Origin of the sequence: Streptomyces sp. NPDC051133, from assembly GCF_040682635.1 — a bacterium.
GTDB lineage: Bacteria > Actinomycetota > Actinomycetes > Streptomycetales > Streptomycetaceae > Streptomyces.
Map to the genome: position 1 here is coordinate 1 of NZ_JBFBBK010000072.1, position 20,962 is coordinate 20,962.

The following is a 20,962-nucleotide window of genomic DNA, read 5'->3' on the forward strand; positions in this document are numbered from 1 at the left end:
GCACACCCTCGGAGGAGGTGATGTTCAGCGGGGCGAGCAGGTCTCCGGTCTCGCTGTTGCTGCCGGCCGCGTACACGACCTGGGTGTTCACCAGGAGGAACACGCCGGTGAGCAGCACGACGAAGCCGGCGGAGCGCAGGGTCGCGCGGTCTGGACGGAACACGTCAGCGCCGCCTTTGCCCAGCGGCGCCGCGCAGCCGCCACACCACGAGAGCACCCACACCCGCACCGGCAGGCACCAGCCTCCACGCCCCGCCGGCCACGTCCTGATGACCGGCGGAAGCATTGGCTTCGGCGCCGCGCTCGCAGTACGCCTTGGCCGGGCCCACGATCAGGGCGCAGGGATCCCGGTGCGCGGCGTCGGCGGCGAAGGCCTGCCCGGTGTGCGGCCACCACCCCTGCGGCACGCCCACCCCGAGGACGAGCACGACCGCGGCGACGACGACGGCGATCACGGTAAGGACACTCACGACGGCGGCGACGCGCCTCGAGCGGTCCCACGACAAAGTGGTCATCAGACGGTTTCCTTCGGACGGGTCTGTGCGGCTTCACCGGCGAGCGGCTCCGGCACCGTGGGGGAGACAGCACTCGTGCGGCGTCCCGGCGTGGTGGTGATGGACGTCTTGATGCGCTCGATGCGGGGGATGGAGACCTTGATGCGGCCGGTGTTCTGCCGCGGGCAGGTCAGCAGGAACTCGCCCTCCCGGCCCTTCTGGCCGACCGGGGACAGCCCGGTGGTCACCAGCCGCAGCAGCTCGCCGTCATTCGGGTCGAGCCCGATGAACTCCAGGCCACGACGGGCGCGTTCACGGTCGGCGGTGCGGGCCAGTGCCCGGTAGGCCATCAGGCCCCGGTCGGGGCCAAGTTCCTCGGCATCGTGCGAGCCCGCCAACAGGCCGGCGCCGTGCTTGCGCCCGTCGTGGAGGATCTCGTGGACCAGGGCCGTGCCTTCGGCAGACGAGGTGAGCCAGTACAGCTCGTCCAGCACCACCGCCGTGAACCGCTCGGGGTCCTCGAAAGCCGTCTGCCGGGCGATCGCGGCGATCAGGTAGAGCACCGCCCGGCCGATCAGCGCCTCCAGCGGCTGCTGGTGCAGGACCTCGGGGTTGGCGAACGCGGCCTTCGGGGGCAGCTTCAACCCCGTGGTGGTGATCACGATCATGTCGGAGGCGCTGGAGGCGTCCAGCCGCACCGGCGGCAGCGTCGGGTCGAACACCATCGCCGCCAGGGAGTTGGTGGCCACGACCCGGATGAGGCCAGCGAGGGTCGCGGCCGCGTCCTGCCGCTTGCCCGCCTCGCGCGTCGCCATCTCCTCGAGGACCTCAAGGACACGGTGCATAGACGGGGCATCGCTGAGGGCGGCCTGTTCGACGGCGTGGTGCAGGACCTCACCGCTGGTGCTCATCGGGCCGATGCCGAGCTGCAGGGTCAAGTAAGACAGGGCGTAGTGACGGCCCTCGGGCCCGTCGAACATGCGCAGCGGGTCGATGGACACCTCGGCCTGCGCGGCATCGATGATCTGGACCCGGCCCTTGGCCGCAGTGCGGGCGAAGGTCGCCCACTCGCGGACCGGGGTGCGGTCGATACAGATCGCGCAGCCGCCGCGCGCCCACACCGCCTCCGCGATCAGCTTCTGCAGGACACTCTTGCCCGCGCCCAGATCCCCGACGATGCCCATGGAGGCGGACGCATCGACCTTGGGCGCATCCGCCACGTTGATCATGACGGGGCGGGTGGTACCGCAGTCCAGGTCGATACCGAGGAACATGCCGTTGGGGTCGCCGACCTCCGCAGCGGTGAAGGCCCCGCTCAGCGCCCAGTCTTCAGAGACCTGGTGCTGGGTGAACTCCCGCACTACACCCGGCCGTACCGTGCCGGGCAGGCCGAGGGTGAAGAGAGCTTCCTGCAAGCCGGCCGGGCGCACGGCCCGGTAGTCGGCGCCACCGAGCAGCGCGGCCAGGGCGCGGGCCCGGGCATCGCAGACGGCGGCGGTTGGCCCCCACACCGTCAGCACGGTCACCGACTGCACCTCGACCTCCACGCTGGTGCGGGAGAGCCGGGCATCCAGCTCGCCCAGGTCGCGGGCGGCCTCGGTCAGGGACGCAGGCATCCCGGTCGGGCGGGCGTCGTACTGGTCAGCCTGGTCGATGAGCTCGTTCTTCTTGCGCCGCACCTGGTCCCGCGCCTTCTCCGCAGGCACGAGCGTCAGGTCGACGGTGTAGTCGACGGGAAAGTCGAGCATCTCCAACTGGGCGAACAGGTCGGCGGCATCCTGGCTGACCGCGGGCGGGCACTCGGCCAGTGCCAACTGCGCCTGATAGCCCACCCCGTTGTCGGACTCGACCTGCAGCCAGCGCCGCCCCAGCGGCGAGCCGGTGTTCACCCGCCACCAGGCCTTGCGCCCGGATCGGGTGATCTGCCCCGCGCTCTTGAGCTCGTCGACGTCGTCGAGTTCGGGGTCGATGCCGCCCTCCTGCAGGCGCACCTGGCCCAGGTCGGCGTAGCTGGGGGAGCGCAGCACCCCATCACGGACCTGCCCGCCGTACAACTCGCTGGTCTCGGCCTCCGCCAACAGCGGCTCGGCAAGGCCACGGTGCAGGGCGTGCTGGATCATCCACACGATCTCCGCCGGCCGGGCCGGGCGGAAAGCGATGCCGCCGGCGAGCGCGGCCTCCACCCGCGAGGCCTGCTCGCGATACGCGCTCACCTCGCGCCGGGCCACCGGCGCCGGCCGCATGCCCAGCATCGGTGCGACCTCGGCCCACGCAGCACCGAGCGACGCCGACACCTGCAGGCCGCCTGTCTCGGTCTGCAGCGGCACGGCCAGCCACAGGGTGCGGCGGTGCATCTCCTGGTCGTCGAGCAGGTCGAGGGCGGCCTCGACGTTCTCCACCCACGGGTGCCGACCCACACCGGGTGCCTGCTCGGCCGGCTCGATGCCCTCGATCATCCTGAGGGCGACCTCGCCCGGGTCGACCTGGGCGCACATGCCGTACAGGCGCGGGGCCCCGGACAGCGAGCGCACCAAGTGAGTGATCTTTGCCAGCTGTTCGTCGCGGACCGGGGCGGGCACGTACGTGCCCTGGACGGTCTCCTCACGCTGCCCGTGCGCATCCGGGCCCGGGTGCAGGCGGTAGATCGCCCACACGCTGCCCTGCGTCGACCACACCAGATGCCCCGCGATGTGACGGATGGGAACCCTCACCACGCACCCCCGCCCTGCTGGGCGAGCGCGAGCAGCTGCTGCACACCCGACACCGGCCCTGCCACTGCCGCGGGAGCAACCGCCGGTGTACGGCGGGGTGCGGACGAGCGGTCTGTGGCCGGGCTCGGGCGCGGCGCCCGGGCTGGACGCCGCTGCACCGCACGAGAGGGTGCGGCCTGCGCAGCGGGGACGGGCGCGGGCGTGTCCTCGACGGTGAAGCCGCCGAGCAGCGGGTGCGCAGCGCGGTCGCGGGCGGCGCGCCCGCCGATCCGCCCACCGCGAGGCTGCCAGCCGAGCAGCACCCAACCGAGTGCGGCCTGCATCGGGGCACGGCCCCGGACCTTCGGCCGGCGCACCATCCAGATGACCAGGCCCCACCCGACGATGGGGACCGGCCCCATCCACGACCACCAGCTGATCGTCTTGACCAGGAGGAAGCCGCCGCCGACGGCGACCGCGATCTGCGCGGGCGTGTACGGGCCGAGCGGGATCTTCCAGTCGGCAACCTTGCCCAGCACCCAGGGGTGGCGGCGGGCTGAGGTGTAGAAGCGGCCCACCCGTGCCGCGGCCGCGGTCACAGCCAGCCCCCGACGCCCGGCGAGTGGTCACGTGAGATCGGGAGTTCGGACCGGACGATCCCGGGAGCGGCGGGCGCGCCCTTGGACGGGTTCTTCACCTCGTCGGTGAACATGTTCGCCAGGTCGTTGCGCGAGTTGTACAGACCGAGCGCGATCACCATCAGGAGCAGGGCGCCGATCCCCGCCTTCAGCGAGAACTTCTGGATCATGATGACGACGACCAGGCAGATCAGACCGGCCTGCAGACCCTTCGTCGCCCACTCCTTGAACATGTTGATCCAGCTATTGCCGAGGTCGTCCAGCTGGCCGGCGAGCATCAGGCTGTGCACGGTGTTCATCGGGCACCCCCGTCCTGAGCCGTGCCGGACTGAAGCGCGGCGACTTCCCACCGGCCCGAGCGGGCCTTGAGCGTGAGCTCGTACGCCAGCGGCCACCGCCCGGTCGCGTCCCGGGCTTCCACCGAGGCGAGCACCCGCACCGTCGTGCCGTCCGCCGGCACCTTCTCGGCGGCCGCGGCCTCCTCGACGGCGGACACCTCCTGGACGGCGACCGCCGAGTACGGGGCGGGGGAGACGGCGGTGAGGTGCACGCCCGGCGCGAGGTAGCGGTCGACCTCCCCGGCCCCCGTCAGGTAGGCGCCGAGGAACTGTCCGACTGCGGACGACAGATCCCCCTCCGGGACGGTCACGGCGTACGACGACTTCGGCACCTCGGCCCGGGCCGGGCCGGCCACCACACCAGGCGCACCGGTCACCGTGAACGAGGAGCCCGTGCTGTCGGAGGCCACCGGCACGGCGTAGTACCGCACCGAGCCGTTGGCGTATTGCGCAGCCACCGTCACCGACCACGCGCCGGTGCCGCGCTGCGCACTGCGCACCGCCGTCACGGACTGAGGCGCCGATTGCGCATCGGCGACCGTGTCGGGCAGTTCGACGTCCGGCGCCATCGACTGCGCAAGCCGCGCCTGCGCACTCCTCTCGTCGTTCGCGTCGCTGCGCAGCCAAGAGCCGATGAACACCTGCGCATAGCCGCCCGGGTCGGTGGCGGATGCCGCGGTGCGCACGGCGGCGGGCTTGGCCGCGGGGGCCGCCGCGACCGTGGTCGGGGTGGAGGCGACGGCGACGGCGAGGGCGATGGGGCCAGCCGCGATGACGGTCCAGACCGCCACGCGTGAGAGGCGTACGCGGCGGCGCATCGCCTCCAGCCGGGCGCCGGCCGCCATCGGAGCAGCGGCCTCGCTCTGTGAGGCCTGCGTGCCAGGGGACATGGTCAAACTCCCAGGTCAGAACGGATGTTGCTGACCTCGAGAAAACCCGGCGACCCCGACCCGACCACCGACCATGAACCCCCGACCATGGTCACGATGGGGACACGAAGTCCATGGTCGGGGTCATGGTCGGCCCGACCATGACCCCGACCATGGGTCAGCCGCGAGCCGGTGACAGGCCATCGCGTCCGGCGCTGCTCCCCCGGACCGGCGACCGCTGCGCGATCACGTGCCGCCCGGCCACAGGGCCCGGACACCGATGCGCAGACGGAAGCCAGCGGGGCCGTGACAGACGCCTGCGCAGTGCGCGATACGGACCTGCGCAAGAGAAGATCAGGAAGCTCGGCCGGACTGCGCAGCGACCCCGGCACAACTCGACTGCGCAGGATCCCCAGGCCGGTTGCGCAGCCCGATTGCGCAACGCCAGTCCGGGGCTGCGCAGTCGGCTGCGCAATCACTGAGCGCCCGGGCTGAAGGTGCGTGGTCGGCCCGACCATGAGCCCGACCATGGCTGCTAGACGGCTCCGTTGCCGGATCGTGACCGATGGTCGGGGCTCGTGGCCGTCAGCCTGGTCGGGGTCGGCGGGTGAGCTGACGCCATGGAACACACGCACGCCTCCACGCCCAGGACTACCGACCGCCCCATCTCGGCGGGCTCGGTGTGCCGCCGTGGCCACTGCGCTCGGCAGGCGTCGGAGGCAGGGCGGTGAGCCGCTTCGGGGCGGGGATCCGCCGGGGTGTCATGGCGGCCGATCAGTTCACCCAGATCGCCAACGCGCTGTTCCGTGACTCCGGGCTGTCGTTCAAAGCCAAGGGCATCTTCGGGTACGTCTCCACGCACAGGAACGGCTGGCAGGTGACGGTCACCGACCTCGTCCGCCTGGGCCCGGACGGACGCGAAGCGGTACGCACCGGCCTGCAGGAGCTCGAGGCACACGGCTACCTGATCCGTGAACGCCTGCGCCGCCCGGACGGCACCCTCGGCGAGATCGTCTACTGCATCACCGACCGACCGGCCACCTTGGACATCGCGCTGATCGAAGCCGACGTGATGGTCACGGCCCCCGAGGCCGAGCATGCCGGCGGCCTCCCGGCGGGCATCCGGCGGGGCGTGATGGCGGCCGATCAGTTCACCCAGATCGCCAACCAGCTCTTCCGCAACCCCCAGTTGTCCTTCAAGGCCAAGGGCCTGTTCGGACTGCTCTCCACGCACCGGGACGGCTGGCGGATGACCGTCTCCGACATCGCCCGCCGTGGCCGCGACGGTGACTCAGCCGTCAAGAGCGGGCTGAAGGAGCTGGAGAAGCACGGCTTCCTGGTGCGGGAACGCGAGCGCGGCCCAGACGGCACCCTCGGCGCGGCCGCGTACTTCCTCACCGACCTGCCCGCTCTGCAAAGCAGCAGGTCACAACCAGAGTCGGGTTTTCCACCAGTGGATAAACCTACGTTGGCTGATCGGTCCACTAAGAACACCAACAGAAAGAAGACCAACAAGCAGAACACCAGACCCCTCCGTCCGTGCCGCGGCGACGCGTCGCGCACACCGGGACGGACGGACCGGCCGGACACACCAACGTCCCCGCCGGCCGCGCCCGCGGCGGACGAGATGCACCCGGGGATCCGGCTGCTGCTCGACCTCGGGGCAGCCCGCCCCGAGCTGCTGCTGACCGGGCAGGCGCTGACCGACCAAGGCCGCGTCGTGACCGTGATGCTGGAATCCGGCTGGAGCCGCGATCAGCTCAGGCACGTCATCGCCGCCCGGCCCCTGCCCCATCCGGTACGGACTACGGTCGGCGCGATCATCGCCGCCCGCCTGCGCGCCGCCCAGGCCTACCCGCCGCCCACCCTCGCGGCCAGCCACCACGACGCACCCGCGTGGGACGACCCGCCGCCGCAGCCGATGACCGGCTCCGCCGCCGCGCGCACGGTGAGCGAGGCCCTGACCTACCGGGCCCTGACCGAATGCGCCGGCTGCGGCGTTCCCGGAACCGCCCCCGGCGAGGACCTCTGCCCGGCCTGCCTCGGCTGGCCGCTCTGCCGCACCTGCCCCGGCCCCACACCACGGCGTGCCCACCCCGACGGCGACGGCCAATGCACCACGTGCGCCACCGCCCTGACAGACCACTACCTGGAAGGAATCAGCCCGTGACAGCCACGCTCCACACACCACCGCCGACCGCGCCCGCACACCACGAGCGCCCCTTCACCCGCGACCCGCGGCGGTGGGACAGAGAACGCTCCCGTGCCCTGCGGACCGGACACGTCCGCGACCACACCTGCTCGGCCGCCTGCGAACTGGTGCTCGTCCACGAGCGCACCCCATGGGGCTGGCTCGCCTGGACCGTCCCCGGCGACGGCAGCCCGCCCGAGATCCCCCACCGGATCGCGGTGCTCACTCCCGGCGCGACGCGTACGCAGCGCCTTGCTCTGCGCTGGCTGACCAGGCGCCCCGCCCAGCGCATCGCCCCGGACAGGATCCCCGGGTCCCTGCGGTTCTCCACCGCGGCCGTCGCGCTCGTCAGTCTGGTCGCCGGCCTGTTCGCCATGAGCCACGCAGTCCCCGTCGACGTCGCCCTGCCGACGATGCTTCTCGCCCCACTGCTCGCCGAACACCTGCCCGACCGGCTGGACAGCCGGGCTCGCGAACACGTCCACATCGTCGAAGGCGACGATGCCTGCCGCTACCTGCAGCGCCTCGCCGCCCTGCACACCTCGCTCGTCCAGGCCGCCGCCGGCAGCGACCGCTACGAACTACGCCGCTCGGCCGAGATCGGCCACAACCTGCTGTGGGACGCCGCCAGTCTGCTCCAGGCCCGGGACACCCGCGCCGTTTCAGACGGCCTCATCGCCCGCGAGCGGCTGATGCTGCAACTCGCCCACCAGGTCGCCCAGATCATCCATCGCACCGCCCACGGGGCCGCCACCGCCGACGAGGACCAGACCCGCGACCTTGAGCGGCTCCCCGGCCCGCACTCACCGAGCATCCGGCCGTCGACACCTCGCCCCATGACCGCCCCATCACCGCCGAAAGGAACCGTGCTCATGCCACAGTCCGAATCCGGCCCGGCCGACCGCACCCCGGATGTCTATCTCCTCTTCGCACACGAGCCGTACTACCCCGGCCCCGGAACCCAGGAGATCAACACCACCGTGGTGGCCGCCGACTCGCTGCTCCACCCGCAGGTGCACCAGCCCGACGGCGCCCGCATCCACGACCTCCTCACCCGGGGCAGGCAGCCGGGCGAGATCATCCCGCTGGCCACCCTCACCCACGAACTGAACGGCGGCGCCGACTGGTCAACTGTCGGCGACTGGGAGAGCGTCACCACCGAGCTGCTGCAGCTCGTCCGCTCCGGGGACTGCGATGCCCTCAGCCTCGGCCTGCCCGAGATCGCGCGTGCCCTCGTCTGCACGGGGCCCCACAGCCACGTCCGCGCCTATGACGCCGCGGCCGACGACTTTGTTGTCTACGGGTCTTCGGAGCGCGCCGCGGTCCTGGACGAAGTCGGTGTGTTTCTCACCGGCATTGCGACCGAGCAGCCCTTCTGGCCGGGGGACAGCCTCCTGCCCCCGCTGGTGGAGCGGCGCGCCTGAGGGAGATGAGCCCGGCCGCAGTGAGGGGGAGCGGACATGTTCGGATACGAATCGCGCGCCGTCTGGGCAGAACTGCGGCGCATGCTGCATCGGCTCATCAGCTGCCGTGCGGGCGGCCCACCTGACCCGTGAACGGCGACGCCCCAGGCCACCTGCCTGGGGCGTCGTGCTGAGCACCGGCTATTCCTCGCGCAGCAGGCTCAGCGGGAGGGGCCGGCCCTCGCCGCCACGGCGGCGACGGAGGATGCTGACGTCGCCGAGCAGTTGCCGCAGTTCCTCCTCCCGCTCCTGGGCGTACGCGTACCGCTCGGGCAGGACCTCCAGCAAGTGCTTCCACTGGCGCTGGCCCGCACGCACGCACGTGCCTCCACAGTTGTTGTGGCTGAACCCGAGCTCGTACAGGCGGGGCGGTGCGACGCCCAGGGCCCGGGCCTCGTCCAAGAGTTGCTCCTTGGTCCGGGCCGGCTCCCACTTCCCGCACAGCGGGAAGCGTGTGACCCAGGGCTTCCAGTTCCGGGCGATCGCCGGGATCCGGGCCCGATCGCGCCGATTGTTCTCGATCCCCACGTACACCAGCGTGTCGGCGGGGTCGGCGTGCTGCTCCATCCACTCCCGGCAGGGCACCTGCTTGAGCAGGCGCGTGCAGGGAGCCAGCCGGTCGTTGCCGAGGAACCGGACGTCGCGGAACACCTCCCACGGGGTGCGACCATCGGCGACCTTCGTCAGCGGCACACCGAGAAGCCTGCTGGTGTCGTCGGCGAACCTCCACAGATCGTCGTCCTCGATGCCCGTGTCGGCGATCAGGAGGGTGAGGTTGCGGGTGCCGTACTTCCGGGCGACCCATACCGCGACGGCGAAGGACCCGATGCCGCCACTGAATTGGACGACGTGACGCCGGACAGTGAAGCCTCGGCGGCCGCGGCCCGTTTGCTGAGACATGAACGAAAGCTCCCTGGTGAAGCGAGTCGGTGGAATCCGTCGGCCAGGCGTTGCCGCACCGGGCCGACAGGGAGCGCGGCGGTCAGAGACCGGGAGGGTCCCGGACCGCCGCGGGGGAGGGGCGGTCAGGCGGTCAGGGCCAGGCTGGGGAGCAGCCGCTCGCCCAGCCAGCGTGCGGCGTTGACGCTGACCGCGTTGCCGATCTGCAGGATCGCCTCGGTCTGGTTGCCCTGAATGATGAACTCTTCGTGGAAGCGCTGGACCAGCTTGAGCTCCTCCACCTCCAGCATCCGCAGCGTGCAGTCGTCCACCGTCGGGGCCGGAATGACCAGCGAGTGGTGCGGCTTGCACGCCACCGTGGTCAGCGGCTCGGCGGTGGTGCGCGGGGCGCCCTTGCGACCGATCGGGACGATCAGTGCGTGGTGGCGGCCCTGCGCGGCGAGCGCGGGCACCGGGCCGCTGATCGGCAGGGCGGTGCCGTGGTTTCGGAGCATCACGATGTACGGGTCAGTGCCGAACCGCTCCAGGCCCACCGCGATCCGGGCCCGGGTCGCGGCCGCGTAGGGCTTGAACTTCTTGAAGTTGGGCCGGCCATCGCCCACGCGCTGGCCGGGCAGACCCCAGTTGATGATGTCGCCGACCGGGCGGGTCAGCGGCGTCAGCTCCAGGTGACCGCACGCCCGGTTGGGGCAGCGGAAGATGTACTCGACGCCCCACTTGCCGATGCGGCGTGCCTTCGGGTTCTTCCACACCTGGTTGGCCAGCACCGGCCCGCACTCCGGGCAGATGGCCTCCGGCCGTACCCGCACGTCCGGCAGGGGCAGGCCCTTACGGGTGAAGACGATGTAGATGCGGTCGCGCAGCTGCGGCGGCAGCAGGTTGTCCCCACCACCCAGGTGCGCCGACGACGCGTTGACGATCTGCACGTTGTAGCCGAGCAGTTCCATACCGCGCAGCCACCAGTCGAACAGTTCCCAGTCGGTGGCGAACTCGGTGACGTTCTCGATCAGGACGGCATCGGGCCGGTGCAGGTCGGTGACGGCGAGGACATCCAGCGCGGAGGCCCGGGTCTGCACGAAGGTGGCTTCCTTGGCGCCTTCATCCTTGCCGGTGAGACTGAGGCGGGTCTGGCCACGGGTGCGCTTCTTCCCGCCGGCGGGACTGGCCTCGGTGCACAGGATGGAAGCCCAGACCACACGGGTGCGTGGCAGGTTGCGCTTGTCGTACCGGTGGATGTCCTCGCACTTGTGCTCGGCGTGCGGGTGGTTGGTGCGGTGCGTCCATACGGATACAGGGTCGTGGTTGATCGCCAGTTCAAGCACGTAGCCGGCCTCTTCCAAGCCGCAACTGCTGCCTCCACAGCCGCAGAAGAGGTCGATGAACGGGATGGGCCCCAGAGAGGCTTTGAGGCGGGCCAGTTCGAGGGACGAAAGCACCGGAGCGAACCGCAGCACGAGTGACTCCTTCGCGAGTGGAGTTGGTGAGGCCGTCAGCCGGGCGTTGCCGCGCCCGACTGCCGCTTGAAATCGAAAATCAATTATACACTCTTCTCTGGGTCTTGGCAACCCTGCTCACAGCTGTGGCCCCCGGTAGGCCGGGGGCCACAGCTGCACTCCAAGCGCGGTAGCCGGTGGTCGGCGGTACGTTTTTCGCGCGCGGCGATCACACGGCGGGCAGCAGGTCGGGCACGTCGTCCACACCGAGGAGCAGGACGTGGTGGCCGACGGTCTCCGTGACGCCGTCGGTGACCCGCTCGACGTCCAGGCGCAGCCGGATGCGGCCGGCGCCTTCGCCATTGGCCGCAAGAGCATGTTCCAGTTCGTCGTCGAGGCGGTCCGCCGCGGCCTCGGCCGCGGCGTAGTCCGCCAGGTCGCGGGCGAGGAGCTGGCAGGTGGTGGTGTCGCGGAGCTGGTAGCTGGTCATCGGGACTCGTCCTTCGGTGTGGGGTGAGCAGTGGTCGAGTCGGCGATCCCGCGGGCCGCGTTCACGGCGCGCGACCAGACGTCGGGGCTGCCTCCGTGCTCGCGGGCGAGGGAGGCGGCAAGCCCCCGGACGTCGCCGCGCTCGCGCAGGGCGGCCAGGGCGACGGCCGCCCGCCGGTCGGCTTCCGAGCGGGCCGGCGCGGCCGCAGGGCGGTGCTCGAGGGCGGTGCGCACGACGTACTCCCAGGATCGCTGCGGCCCGCCGTGCTGCACGCTGAGGTCCGCGGCCAGCCCCGGGTGGTAGCCGTCGCGGTCGATCGCCTCGGCGGCGTACTGCTCGGCCAGCTGCGTGGCGGTGAGCGGCTCACCGCCGGCGCGGGCGCTCAGCTCGGCAGCCAGAGCCTCCTCGAGGGCGGAAGGCCGGCCGACGGCCGCGTCGGCCTGGGGCCCGGGCCGACGGCCGGCCTTGCCGAGCTTGTCCCCGGTGCGCTTCTTGTCGAAGTCCTGCAGATCGCCGACACGGAAGGCGGGGATCATGCGGCCGGTCGGGCCCTCGACCGGCTCGGCGAGGGGCTTGGGGAAGTAGTCGGGGTTGTCCTTGAGGTACTTGCGGATGGCCGAGGCTCCGTTGAAGCCCAGCCACTTGGCGGCCGTGTTGATGGAGACGACGTCCTCCGGGTCGGCCTGGTACAGCTCGGGGTCGGCCTTGAGGACCTTGTTCGCCTTCTCCTGCTGGAACCAGGTGTAGAAGTCGCGGAACTGCTGCTCGTCGTAGAAGTCGCTCCCGTCGATACGCTCCTTCTCCGGGTGGCGGTGCTCCTCCGGCTGCTCGAGCCGGATCTTGTACCAGCGGGCCGCGGTACCGACGCTGGCGCCGGTGAACTCGCGGATCCAGTCGCGGTTGACCACGGCACGGTCGCCGACGACGCGACGCTGCGGGTTCAGGGCCTTGGACATTGCACTCTCCGGTTCGGATCGCGGCCCTATACTGAGGGCCTGCTCCTCTTGGTCCTTCGGCGCTCACGCGCCGGCGGGCGAGTCGAGTTGGTGAAGGTGGTCGGCGGGACGTTCGGTCGGGGTTGCCGCCCTGGGCCGACACCCTCGTGAGAGGGTGCCTTCCGCCGCCCACCGCTTTTGCCGCTTGTTTCGCGTAATCAATATGACGCTCTGGGTGGGTGGCTGTCAATCTCGCCGGCACCCAGAGCACGTCACGACCGGCTGCCGCGATGTGCGGCCCACTTCCGTTCGAAGTGCGGCACCTTCTTGTCCCGGACGTGGAACGGGGCGGTGACCATCAGTTCCTCCACGGTCGGAAGCTCCGGCCCGCGCTGTTGGACCCACGCCCGCACCCTCCCGTAGCGCTCGTCGACCTCGACGGGGACGCCGTGCCGCTCCGAGACGCTCTGCAGCCTCCGGCCGAGCGTGGATGCCCGGCCCACGTCGACTCGCTCCACCGAGCGCATCGGCCGCCCGCGCCGGGTCGGGTCCGCCTTCGCGACGGGCAGGATCCGCCGCACGTGGTACAGCGCCCAAGGGCAGGCGAGCTCCTCCTTGAAAGCGGCGAGCACGGGCCGGTCGGCGGCCCGGCCGGGGTCGAACTGCTCCAGCAGACTGCGCCGGCCGAACAGCCTCGCCTGCGGGTTTAGGCTGACCGAGGTGTACTCCAGGCGCAGCACCCGTCCGGCGATGTCCGGATGGGCGCGCATCCGGTCCAGATGCGCGTCCATGGCCCCCATCGACACCGGGAAACAGCAGAAGCTGCAGTAACTCTTCTCCCACCGCACCCCGAACCGCTCGTACAGGAACGCTTCGCACCGCTCGCGCCCCCACCCCCATTCGATCAAGGGGTACACGCCCTGGCGCAGCGGGTTCTTGCTTGCGGCCTCGTCCCTGCGGCTGCGGCTGACCTCGTCGGCGTTGAACCCCATCACTTGCCTGAACGGCCGGTCGCCGATCTCCTGGGCGATCAGCGCGTCGCCGACCTCGCCCTTGGCATGCAAGCTACAGAGCCGAATGCCGCCCTGCTGGGGAACGGTGCCGCCTGTCTCGTACTCGTCCCACAGCGCCCAGGGCCCGCGCTCGATGATCCGCTCGGGCTGGCGGGAGTCGTCCATGACCGCGATCTCCAACGAGCGGCTGGCCCGGGAGACTTGAACGAGGCGGACCCGGTGCTCGCGCAGGAGCGGCAGCACGTACTGAGCGGCGTGGGCGCGGGTGGCCGGCCACTCGTCCCCGGTGAGCTCGTGGAGCACCATGGTGCGGGCCAGATCGACGCCGTGGGCGGACGGGTCCTCCAGCATCTTCACCAGGTACGCGGTCGAGTCGACGCCCAGGCCCCAGTTGATGACCAGCTCGACATCGGCGCCGCCGGTGCGGGGTGCGGCGGTCATGCGGCTGCACCCCCTTGGTCGGCCTTCGGGTACGGGTAGGAGGTGGCGGTGAGCCGGCGGCCGGTGCGCGGCCCGATGTAGGCCGCGTACTTGTGGTTGCCCCCGTGGGCTACGACCCGCGCGCCGACAGCCTGCAGGGCCTCCTCCAGCCACCCCCACGAGCCGCTGTAGTGGTGGGCGCGCACGAAGGCCTTCGCCGTGTGAACCAGCTCGTTCGGCATCTCGCGGACGCGGTAGCGAGCGGGATCGAACCCGCCCTCGCTGGTCGGCCTCCAGCTGTGCCGGCGATGCTTCCACCGCTGGCAGACGGCGCCGAGATCGAGCGGTGGTTGCTCGTACGCAGACATCAGGGTGTTCCCCTCGGGTCGGTGAGTTGGTGAAGGAGGCCGGTCCCGGGGTTGCCGCCCCGGGACCGGCACGGCCGGCGGTGGGTCAGGTCGTGGTGGGGAGCATCAGCTGACGGGGGGCGTGCAGCACGTCCAGGACGCGTTCGCGCCAGCGCATCGCCCAGTGCACGCAGTTGGAGCAGCTCTTGTGCTTGCCCTCGCACTGGGGCAGCGGGTCGTTCCAGCGGGCGTCACGCGACCACGCCAGAGAGTCGGCGGAGGCCAGGTACTCGGCGCACGTCTCCAGCGCCTGGGTCTTCAGCCCGAAGCCGTGCAGGCGCAGCCCGGCGGCGGCCACCGTGGCGAGGACGGCAGAGACGTCCTTGACCGACTTGCGGCGGCACACGGAGCCGACCCCGACCAGCCGATAGTCCGCCAGCCGTACACCGCGCTTGTCGTACAGGTCCAGGCAGGCTTCATAGTCGGCCGGCCGCCAGCCCTGGACGGTCGGGATGATGTCGACGCCGGGGCCCTCGGCCATCAGATCGACGACGTTGCCCACGGTGCGGTCGATGTGCTCGCGCACGGACAAACCGGTCTTGGCGACCATGTCGGGCTCGCACATCCAGTCCTGCGGACCGGCCCAGACCAAGCGGCCGATCCCGTCGCGGAACTGGCGCAGCTCGCGGACGTAGGCGTGCGGGCCGATCGTCCAGCCGCCGTGGTTGTCGAGTTCGGAGAAGGCACCCGAGTCGTACACCCAGGCCTCGGCGGCGCGCGGCAGCGTGGCACGGCCGGTCAGAGCGGAGCGCGAGACGCACATGGGAACGCCCCAGGTGGACAGCGACTTGGCGTGGTGTCCGCCGAGCCAGAACATCGGCCCCTCGGGCGGCGAGTCACCTGGGTGGAAGCCGAGGCCGTATTCGCAGTGGCAGACGCAGCTGCCCATCGTGCAGAACCCGCAGTCCAGGCACTGTTCGTGGTAGCAGTGGCCGCAGGCGTAGCGGACGGCGGGCGTGCAGGTGCACGTCTCGGGATACGGGGTGTACACCGGCGGGGCCGGCATCGGGCGGGCTGGGGCGGCGAGCACGGCGTTCACGGGCGTGTCCTTCGAGTTGGTGAGTGGGGGGCCGGTCCGGGGTTGCCGCCCCGGACCGGCGGTGGGGCAAAACGGCGAGCGGGCGTGGCTCACGCGGTCGGCGACCGCGTCAGGCCTCCGTGCTGGTCGGGTCGCGGTCCCAGGGACCGAGGACAGCCCGCGGCTGGCTCGCCCCCTGTGCGCGTTCGTGTCGCGCGGCCAGAAGCAGATTGAGGATCCGCCGGCCCTTGACCTCCGCCTGGTGACGCAGATCTGCGGGCATCTGGACGGGGAGCACCACCCGCCTCGCCCGCAGATCGACCTCCAGCGTGACGGTGCGCACCAGGGTGCGGGCCTGCTCCTGGCCGACGTACAGGTGCAGCCGCGCCTCGACCCGGTGGTCGACGGGGGTGAGCTGTACGTACTCGTTGCCCCAGGCCCGGTCCTCGACGTCGGGAGAGATCCGCACCCGGGCGGGAACGGTGCGCCCGGTGGGCACGTCGAGGGTGTTGAGCGGGGCGGTGGGGTCCTTCTCCCGGCGCGTCACGTGCTCGTGGAAGGGGTACCAGCCGGGCCCGTAGAACACGGCTTGGGCATCCAGGGCATACGCCCAGTTGCCAAGCTCCAGCTTCAGGCCGTACGAGTAGGCCTTGTTCTTCGGGGCGACCTGGAGGTCCAGGGACGGGACTTCGTGGGGATGCCTGGCCGGGGCGAAGTCGGGTGGTGGGGGCAGGTCGGCGGGGAGGAACGTCGTGCGGGTGTTGCCCAACTCGTCCGGGTCGAAGGCGCCGTCGCCCACCACCTTGCGGACCAGGCGGGGGACGGCGCGATCGCGCGGGGTGACGCGCAGGGCCATGGCCGAGCCGTCGGCGGAGATGAGCCCCTGGAAGTCCCAGTCCGGCTGTGCCGCGCTCAGGTCGTGCTGGACCTCACGCAGCGCCCGGGAGACACGGCGGCCGAGCGGGTCTTCCGGGTCCACGCTGCGGGATGCGGGCAGGACGAGGGCGGCGTCCGGGTGCCACTGGTCGGACAGGATCCGCCACGGTCCGGGCTGCAGCAGCGAGGCGACCTGGCCGGCGAACTGGTCGGCCTCGGTCAGTTCGCGCAGGACGGCGGCGGTGAGGCGGGCGGTGGACGGAGCGTCCCACGGGCCGCCCAGGACCAGGCTGAGTCCGCTGTCGGGGCTGCCCAGGGTGACGCTGAGCCGCTTGCCTTCCAGCCAGGCTTCCGCATGCCCGAACCGGACGAACAGTCCCGGCTCACCGGGCCGTTGGAAGGGGGCGCCGGTGGTGAGCAGGCGGGCAACGGCCTGGAGGGGCGGGTGGGCGTCGCGGGCGTTGGGCAGGGCCGGGGCGTAGCGGGTGACCGTGTCGAGGATGCGGGTGGTGACGGGCGTCGGGGTGTGGGCGCTGACACGGGCGGTGCAGATCCGGGCGGGGCCGGTGGGCGACGGCGCAGCCAGGGCGGCCTCAAGCTGGCCGTGCCGCTCGCGGGTGCGCAGGGTCAGCCGGTAGCCGCCGGGCAGGTCTGCGCGGGTGCGGTCACGGCCGCGCAGGCGGTGTTCGACGATGGTGTCGGAGATCGCGTAGGTCGGAGAGGCGGGCTCGAACTCGTACATGGCGCAGGCCTCCAACGGCGGCAGTAGGCGCGGGTGTGCGGGGGCGGTCAGCGGGTGATGCGGGACCGGGCGCGGTCGGCCTGGACGTGGACGGCATCGGCGTGCGCGGCGGCGCGGACCTTGTCGGCCCAGTCGGCGGCACGCTGGGCCAGTCCGGCGAGGCGAACGAAGGCGGCGTCCTGGTGCTGGCGGGCGCGGTCCATCAGCGCCGCGTGCTCGGCGGTCAGCTCCTGGGCGGTGTACGCGGCGATCGCCTCGACCCCGTGGCGGCGGGTAACACGCCCGAAGGGGCAGGCGCCTTCCTCCTGCTCGATGACGGCGAGGTCGGCGGCGGGCCAGCCGGTGTCCTCGTCGCGCGGGCCGAGCTGGATGTCGAGCACGCACACCGCGTCCGCATCGTGCAGGCCGTCACTGTGGTAGCGGATGTGCGGCCGGGGCACGGGGCCGGTCTGGCGTTCGGTGTGCGCGCGCCACAGTTCGGGGGAGGGGTCCTCCTCGTCCTGGTGGAGGCGGTGAAGGTAGGAGACCAGGGCGGGCAGCTGCCAGGCGGGGGAGCCGAACGGCGCGGCCGGCATGGCGAGACCGGCCCGGGCGATCAGGCCCGTGTGGTTGCTGACGGCGGCCTGGGCGACGAACAGAGAGGCGTTGAGGCGGAGTTCGGAGCGGAGCATGGCGAGGCCTTCCGGGCGGGCAGCGCGCAGAGAGGGAAGGGGGAGGGGGCCCGGGCCGGACCTGACAGGTCCGGCCCGGGCAGCAGGTCAGGACGCGTCCTCGGAGTCCTCGGCGCTCACGCCGTCGGGGTCGTCCGGGGTGTCCTCGTCGGCCTGGCCGTCGGTGTCGGCCGCGTCCGGCTCGCCCTCCTGGTAGGACTCGTCGTCGACGATGGCCTGTTCGACGCTGGAGAGCGGGTAGCCGATCTCGGCGAGGAAGGACAGCCACGTGCGGGCGTCCTCGCGGATCTCCCGCAGCTCGTAGACGGCGGAACGGGCGGTGCTGTCGGTGCGCCAGGTGCGGACCTCGCCCATGCGCTTCTCGAACGTCGCGGCCAGCACCGCGAAGTTCAGCAGGGTGAGCTTGGCCGGGGTCGCCGACTTGGCGCGCTCGGCGGGCTGGTCGTAGCCGGTCAGCTCCTTGACCAGGTCCCGGCGGCCCGCGTCGCCCACCCACTGAGCCACCGGCTTGGGGCAGGAAAGGAGCTGCTCGGTGATGAACGCGGCGAGCGGCTTCGGCGCGGTCTTCCGGCCGACCAGGTCCTTCAGCCACGCCTGCCGGGCCTTCTCGGCGGCGCGGTAGGCCTTGTTTCCCGCCTTGACGTACTCACGCGACGGCTCCGACGGCTTGGCCTCACCCGCCGCCTGCGGCTGCTCCTCGTCCTGGTCGCCGTCCGCCTCGGGGGTGTCCTCCTGGGGCGGGTAGTGGCCGAAGCGCTCCGGGTCGGTGCAGAAGTAGTCCACCTCGCCGGGCTCGCGGGGGTTCTCGGCCCAGGTCGCCACGTGGCCGGGGCAGTCGGCGTGCGCCTGGGCGCTCATGGGCTCGCCGTCCGGGCCGTCCAGCTCGCTGACCGGCTCGGCGGTCTGCGGAAGCGTGTCGCCGTCCTCGGCCAGCCGCACCCCGGCCGCCTGCAGCTGCGGGCGGACCTGCTCACGGGCGCGCTGCTCGGCGCGGTCGTCGCGCTCCCACTGCACCTGGAACTCGAAGCGGCCCTTGGCGTAGGCGTCCAGCAGCCGGTCTACGGCGGCGGGGTCGTCGTCGAACTCGCCCAGCACACCGAGGACTTCGAGGTCGAGGTCGTACGTACCGGCTTCGGCGAGTGCCGAACGGGTCCGCTCGCCGACCGACTTGGCGGTCTTCACCGCCTGGGACACGTCCCTGCGGGAGCGGCCGGTGAGCTCCGCCACCCGGGCCTGCTTCATGCCCGCGCCGACCGCGCCGAACAGGGCGTCGGCCTGCTCCAGCTCGGTCAGGCCACGGCGGTAGTCGTCGTCGTTCTCGATGAGCTGGTCGATGAAGTCCTCGCCCGCCTCGCGCAGGGACGGGTCGAGCACGTACGCGGGGACCTCGATCGCGTCCTGCTCCGCCTCGGTCTTCTTGGTGGCCCGGGCGGCGAAGTAGCGCCGGTGGCCCATCTTCAGCTCGTAGGTGTCCTCGCCGAGCGGGAGGACCACGACGGGGACCTTCACGCCGTTGGCCGCGACGGACTTGAGGAACTTCTCGTCCAGGTTGAGGTCCTGGCGGACGTTGTGTTCGTTGACGCGGATCTGGCCGAGCTGCAGGGTGACCCGCTGCATAGGTGTGGTGGTTGCGGTGTCGCTCACGGATTGCTCCTCGTGCGATCGGTTGGTGTCGAGCAAGTTGCCGCTTGCTCTCAAGAATCAATTATACGCTCTTTTTGGGTTGGAGCAAGGCTCTTTATCCCTGGTCGGATGCGGCGTGGTGCCGGCGGATCGCCTCCGCGATGCCCTCGGTAACCGCCTCGATCTCCTCGATGGCGTGCACTTCGCGGAACACGGCAATAGGGCCAGAGGGGTTGAGGCTGGCCCACAGGCACAGCTCGCCGCGCTCGTCGACGTCCAGCGAGTACGTGTCGGCGCGCTCGGCTTCCAGATGGCCGGAGGCCTTCCACGGGCCGGGAGTGGCCGTCCAGCGGTCGCCGAGGATCTCGGCCACGCGGTCCGCGACCGCAGCGGGGGTAGTCATGAGAACTGGTCCTTTCGGGTTGGAAGCCCGGGGGCGGTGCGCCCCCGGGCTGGCCGGGCGCTCAGTCCTCGTCAGGCTCCATGATGGTGATCACGGGCTCGCCTTGGTCGCCTGGCCCGATCGCGCAGACGAGCTGGACCGGTTGGGCCTGCCGGGCGCGGCCGTCGCGCGGTACCCGCCGCAGGTCGACGGTGACCTGCCCGTCGCCCCCGCCGCTGCGCCGGATCGCGTGGCGGGCCATGGTCAGCACGTCCCACAGGCGGCCCCGTTCGTCTTGCGGCACCTGCCGTTCGCTGTCGCCCTCGTTCCAGGCCACGCAGCCCTCCCATACGGCGCTGGTCAGGGCGACCGGGACACGGAAGCCGGCCTCTCGGGCCGAGTCGGCGTCGGCGGCGACCAGGACGCCGTCTGCCAGGGCCTGGGCGCGGGTGTAGGCGTGGATGATCTCGTCTGGGTCGGTCAGGGGGACCGACCGCATGGCGTCGCCGCTGACGGTGTAGTCGTCGGTGACGGCGGCGTCGTGCAGAACCGAGTCGATGCGGGACAGCATGCTGTCGCTGCTCACCCGCCGGTCGCGCGGCGAGCCGGGGCGGTGCCGGACGGGCTGCTGTTCCTCCGGTGAGCTGTGGCCGTGGTCGGCCGGGGCGGGGCCGGTGGGCGACGGGGCGGCGTCCTCCTCGGTCACCATCGCCGCGTGCACCGCGAGCAGCGTCCCCAGGGCCGCGACCCTCCCGGCGTCTCCGGCGGCCTGCGCCTCGGCCCGCTCCTGCTCGAACTCGTCCCGGATCTGCTCGTGGCTGTAGCCCTGGGCGAGCTTGACGCGGACGGTCTTTCCCACGAGATCGACCGCCAGGGCGGGCAGATGACCGGGCATGCGGTCACCGTCCGGCACACCGGATGCCTGCGCGTGCCGGGCGAGCGTGCGCGCCGCGCTGCGGTCCTGCGTGCTGGTCGGTCCGGCGGCCTGGTGCGCGTAGCGGGTGCCGGGCGCGGTGGTGGGGGCCGCGGGAACTTCGGCGGCCGGCTCGTCGTCCGCCGGGGTGGCGGGCTCCTCGGCGGTCAGGACGTAGAACCGGTTGGAGTGAACGTGAACCGTCCACTTCTGCCCGGGGGTGTCCTCGGTGAGCCGGGCGCGCCGGTTGCTCTCCCACGCCTCGAAGGCGGCTGCCGGGTCGACCGGCACCATGTTGCCGCTGTCGGAGTCGTAGGCGCGGCAGGCGCTGGCGGCCGTGCGGATCTCCGCCACGCGCTTGGTCCAGTTCCGGCGGATCGTGGTCATCGTGCGTCCTCCTGTTTTCGAGTGGTGCCGGATGAGTTGCCGCTCAATCCGGTAGGGGGGCCGGGCGCC

19 protein-coding genes are annotated in these 20,962 nt (G+C 71.6%); 2 read left to right on the top strand and 17 right to left on the bottom strand.

Annotated features, from left to right (window positions below; genetic code table 11):
• Positions 1-164: 164 nt before the first annotated feature.
• Genes AB0N17_RS40995 through AB0N17_RS41015 form a run of 5 tightly spaced genes read right to left on the bottom strand, consistent with a single transcriptional unit; the run spans position 165 to position 5,050 of the window.
• Positions 165-515, bottom strand: coding sequence for a hypothetical protein (locus AB0N17_RS40995; RefSeq protein WP_366016777.1), 351 nt, complete (start codon positions 513-515; stop codon positions 165-167).
• Complete coding sequence (locus AB0N17_RS41000; protein WP_366016778.1) at positions 515-3,205, bottom strand: ATP-binding protein; 2,691 nt, start codon at positions 3,203-3,205, stop codon at positions 515-517. The genes AB0N17_RS40995 and AB0N17_RS41000 overlap by 1 nt, the downstream gene beginning before the upstream one ends.
• Positions 3,202-3,783: a hypothetical protein gene (locus AB0N17_RS41005; protein WP_366016779.1), complete on the bottom strand. Its 582-nt coding sequence runs from the start codon at positions 3,781-3,783 to the stop codon at positions 3,202-3,204. Before AB0N17_RS41005 ends, AB0N17_RS41000 begins: the two co-directional genes overlap by 4 nt.
• Positions 3,780-4,121: a hypothetical protein gene (locus tag AB0N17_RS41010; protein WP_366016780.1), complete on the bottom strand. Its 342-nt coding sequence runs from the start codon at positions 4,119-4,121 to the stop codon at positions 3,780-3,782. Before AB0N17_RS41010 ends, AB0N17_RS41005 begins: the two co-directional genes overlap by 4 nt.
• The gene (locus tag AB0N17_RS41015; RefSeq protein ID WP_366016781.1) at positions 4,118-5,050 is read right to left on the bottom strand and encodes a conjugal transfer protein; all 933 of its coding nucleotides are present in this window, start codon (positions 5,048-5,050) and stop codon (positions 4,118-4,120) included. The genes AB0N17_RS41010 and AB0N17_RS41015 overlap by 4 nt, the downstream gene beginning before the upstream one ends.
• A 706-nt stretch (positions 5,051-5,756) precedes the next feature.
• Between AB0N17_RS41015 and AB0N17_RS41020 the strand changes: the two genes are divergently transcribed.
• Both AB0N17_RS41020 and AB0N17_RS41025 read left to right on the top strand, forming a co-directional pair.
• The gene (locus AB0N17_RS41020) at positions 5,757-7,199 is read left to right on the top strand and encodes a hypothetical protein (RefSeq protein WP_366016782.1); all 1,443 of its coding nucleotides are present in this window, start codon (positions 5,757-5,759) and stop codon (positions 7,197-7,199) included.
• The gene (locus tag AB0N17_RS41025; protein ID WP_366016783.1) at positions 7,196-8,644 is read left to right on the top strand and encodes a hypothetical protein; all 1,449 of its coding nucleotides are present in this window, start codon (positions 7,196-7,198) and stop codon (positions 8,642-8,644) included. Before AB0N17_RS41020 ends, AB0N17_RS41025 begins: the two co-directional genes overlap by 4 nt.
• Before the next feature lie 180 nt (positions 8,645-8,824).
• Here the strand turns inward: AB0N17_RS41025 and AB0N17_RS41030 are convergent, their stop codons facing one another.
• From AB0N17_RS41030 to AB0N17_RS41085, 12 genes are all read right to left on the bottom strand, one after another.
• Entirely contained in the window at positions 8,825-9,583 is a 759-nt protein-coding gene (locus tag AB0N17_RS41030) for a hypothetical protein (protein ID WP_366016784.1), read from the bottom strand.
• A 125-nt stretch (positions 9,584-9,708) separates the two neighbouring features.
• Entirely contained in the window at positions 9,709-11,037 is a 1,329-nt protein-coding gene (locus AB0N17_RS41035) for a DNA cytosine methyltransferase (protein WP_366016785.1), read from the bottom strand.
• Positions 11,038-11,245: 208 nt separating this feature from the next.
• Positions 11,246-11,506, bottom strand: a complete 261-nt coding sequence (locus AB0N17_RS41040) for a hypothetical protein (protein ID WP_366016786.1) — start codon at positions 11,504-11,506, stop codon at positions 11,246-11,248.
• Positions 11,503-12,462 (bottom strand): hypothetical protein, encoded by a 960-nt coding sequence (locus AB0N17_RS41045; protein ID WP_366016787.1) that lies wholly within the window; start codon positions 12,460-12,462, stop codon positions 11,503-11,505. Before AB0N17_RS41045 ends, AB0N17_RS41040 begins: the two co-directional genes overlap by 4 nt.
• 251 nt (positions 12,463-12,713) lie before the next feature.
• Complete coding sequence (locus AB0N17_RS41050) at positions 12,714-13,895, bottom strand: hypothetical protein (protein ID WP_366016788.1); 1,182 nt, start codon at positions 13,893-13,895, stop codon at positions 12,714-12,716.
• Positions 13,892-14,242, bottom strand: coding sequence for a hypothetical protein (locus tag AB0N17_RS41055; RefSeq protein WP_366016789.1), 351 nt, complete (start codon positions 14,240-14,242; stop codon positions 13,892-13,894). Before AB0N17_RS41055 ends, AB0N17_RS41050 begins: the two co-directional genes overlap by 4 nt.
• 85 nt (positions 14,243-14,327) lie before the next feature.
• Positions 14,328-15,320, bottom strand: coding sequence for a hypothetical protein (locus AB0N17_RS41060; protein ID WP_366016790.1), 993 nt, complete (start codon positions 15,318-15,320; stop codon positions 14,328-14,330).
• A 109-nt stretch (positions 15,321-15,429) separates the two neighbouring features.
• Positions 15,430-16,917, bottom strand: a complete 1,488-nt coding sequence (locus AB0N17_RS41065) for a hypothetical protein (protein WP_366016791.1) — start codon at positions 16,915-16,917, stop codon at positions 15,430-15,432.
• Between the two features lie 47 nt (positions 16,918-16,964).
• Positions 16,965-17,588, bottom strand: a complete 624-nt coding sequence (locus tag AB0N17_RS41070) for a hypothetical protein (protein ID WP_366016792.1) — start codon at positions 17,586-17,588, stop codon at positions 16,965-16,967.
• Positions 17,589-17,675: 87 nt separating this feature from the next.
• Positions 17,676-19,232: a ParB/RepB/Spo0J family partition protein gene (locus AB0N17_RS41075; RefSeq protein ID WP_366016793.1), complete on the bottom strand. Its 1,557-nt coding sequence runs from the start codon at positions 19,230-19,232 to the stop codon at positions 17,676-17,678.
• A 94-nt stretch (positions 19,233-19,326) separates the two neighbouring features.
• Positions 19,327-19,614: a hypothetical protein gene (locus AB0N17_RS41080; protein ID WP_366016794.1), complete on the bottom strand. Its 288-nt coding sequence runs from the start codon at positions 19,612-19,614 to the stop codon at positions 19,327-19,329.
• Positions 19,615-19,675: 61 nt separating this feature from the next.
• A complete protein-coding gene (locus tag AB0N17_RS41085) occupies positions 19,676-20,893 on the bottom strand; it encodes a DUF6573 family protein (protein ID WP_366016795.1) in 1,218 nt (405 codons plus the stop codon).
• Positions 20,894-20,962 lie beyond the last annotated feature (69 nt).

What these genes read in the sequence shown, in the direction of transcription:
- AB0N17_RS40995 (WP_366016777.1), bottom strand. Translation starts at nt 515, where the DNA reads ATGACCACTTTGTCGTGGGACCGCTCGAGGCGCGTCGCCGCCGTCGTG.
- AB0N17_RS41010 (WP_366016780.1), bottom strand. Translation starts at nt 4,121, where the DNA reads ATGAACACCGTGCACAGCCTGATGCTCGCCGGCCAGCTGGACGACCTC.
- AB0N17_RS41015 (WP_366016781.1), bottom strand. Translation starts at nt 5,050, where the DNA reads ATGTCCCCTGGCACGCAGGCCTCACAGAGCGAGGCCGCTGCTCCGATG.
- AB0N17_RS41030 (WP_366016784.1), bottom strand. Translation starts at nt 9,583, where the DNA reads ATGTCTCAGCAAACGGGCCGCGGCCGCCGAGGCTTCACTGTCCGGCGT.
- AB0N17_RS41040 (WP_366016786.1), bottom strand. Translation starts at nt 11,506, where the DNA reads ATGACCAGCTACCAGCTCCGCGACACCACCACCTGCCAGCTCCTCGCC.
- AB0N17_RS41045 (WP_366016787.1), bottom strand. Translation starts at nt 12,462, where the DNA reads ATGTCCAAGGCCCTGAACCCGCAGCGTCGCGTCGTCGGCGACCGTGCC.
- AB0N17_RS41050 (WP_366016788.1), bottom strand. Translation starts at nt 13,895, where the DNA reads ATGACCGCCGCACCCCGCACCGGCGGCGCCGATGTCGAGCTGGTCATC.
- AB0N17_RS41055 (WP_366016789.1), bottom strand. Translation starts at nt 14,242, where the DNA reads ATGTCTGCGTACGAGCAACCACCGCTCGATCTCGGCGCCGTCTGCCAG.
- AB0N17_RS41065 (WP_366016791.1), bottom strand. Translation starts at nt 16,917, where the DNA reads ATGTACGAGTTCGAGCCCGCCTCTCCGACCTACGCGATCTCCGACACC.
- AB0N17_RS41070 (WP_366016792.1), bottom strand. Translation starts at nt 17,588, where the DNA reads ATGCTCCGCTCCGAACTCCGCCTCAACGCCTCTCTGTTCGTCGCCCAG.
- AB0N17_RS41080 (WP_366016794.1), bottom strand. Translation starts at nt 19,614, where the DNA reads ATGACTACCCCCGCTGCGGTCGCGGACCGCGTGGCCGAGATCCTCGGC.
- AB0N17_RS41085 (WP_366016795.1), bottom strand. Translation starts at nt 20,893, where the DNA reads ATGACCACGATCCGCCGGAACTGGACCAAGCGCGTGGCGGAGATCCGC.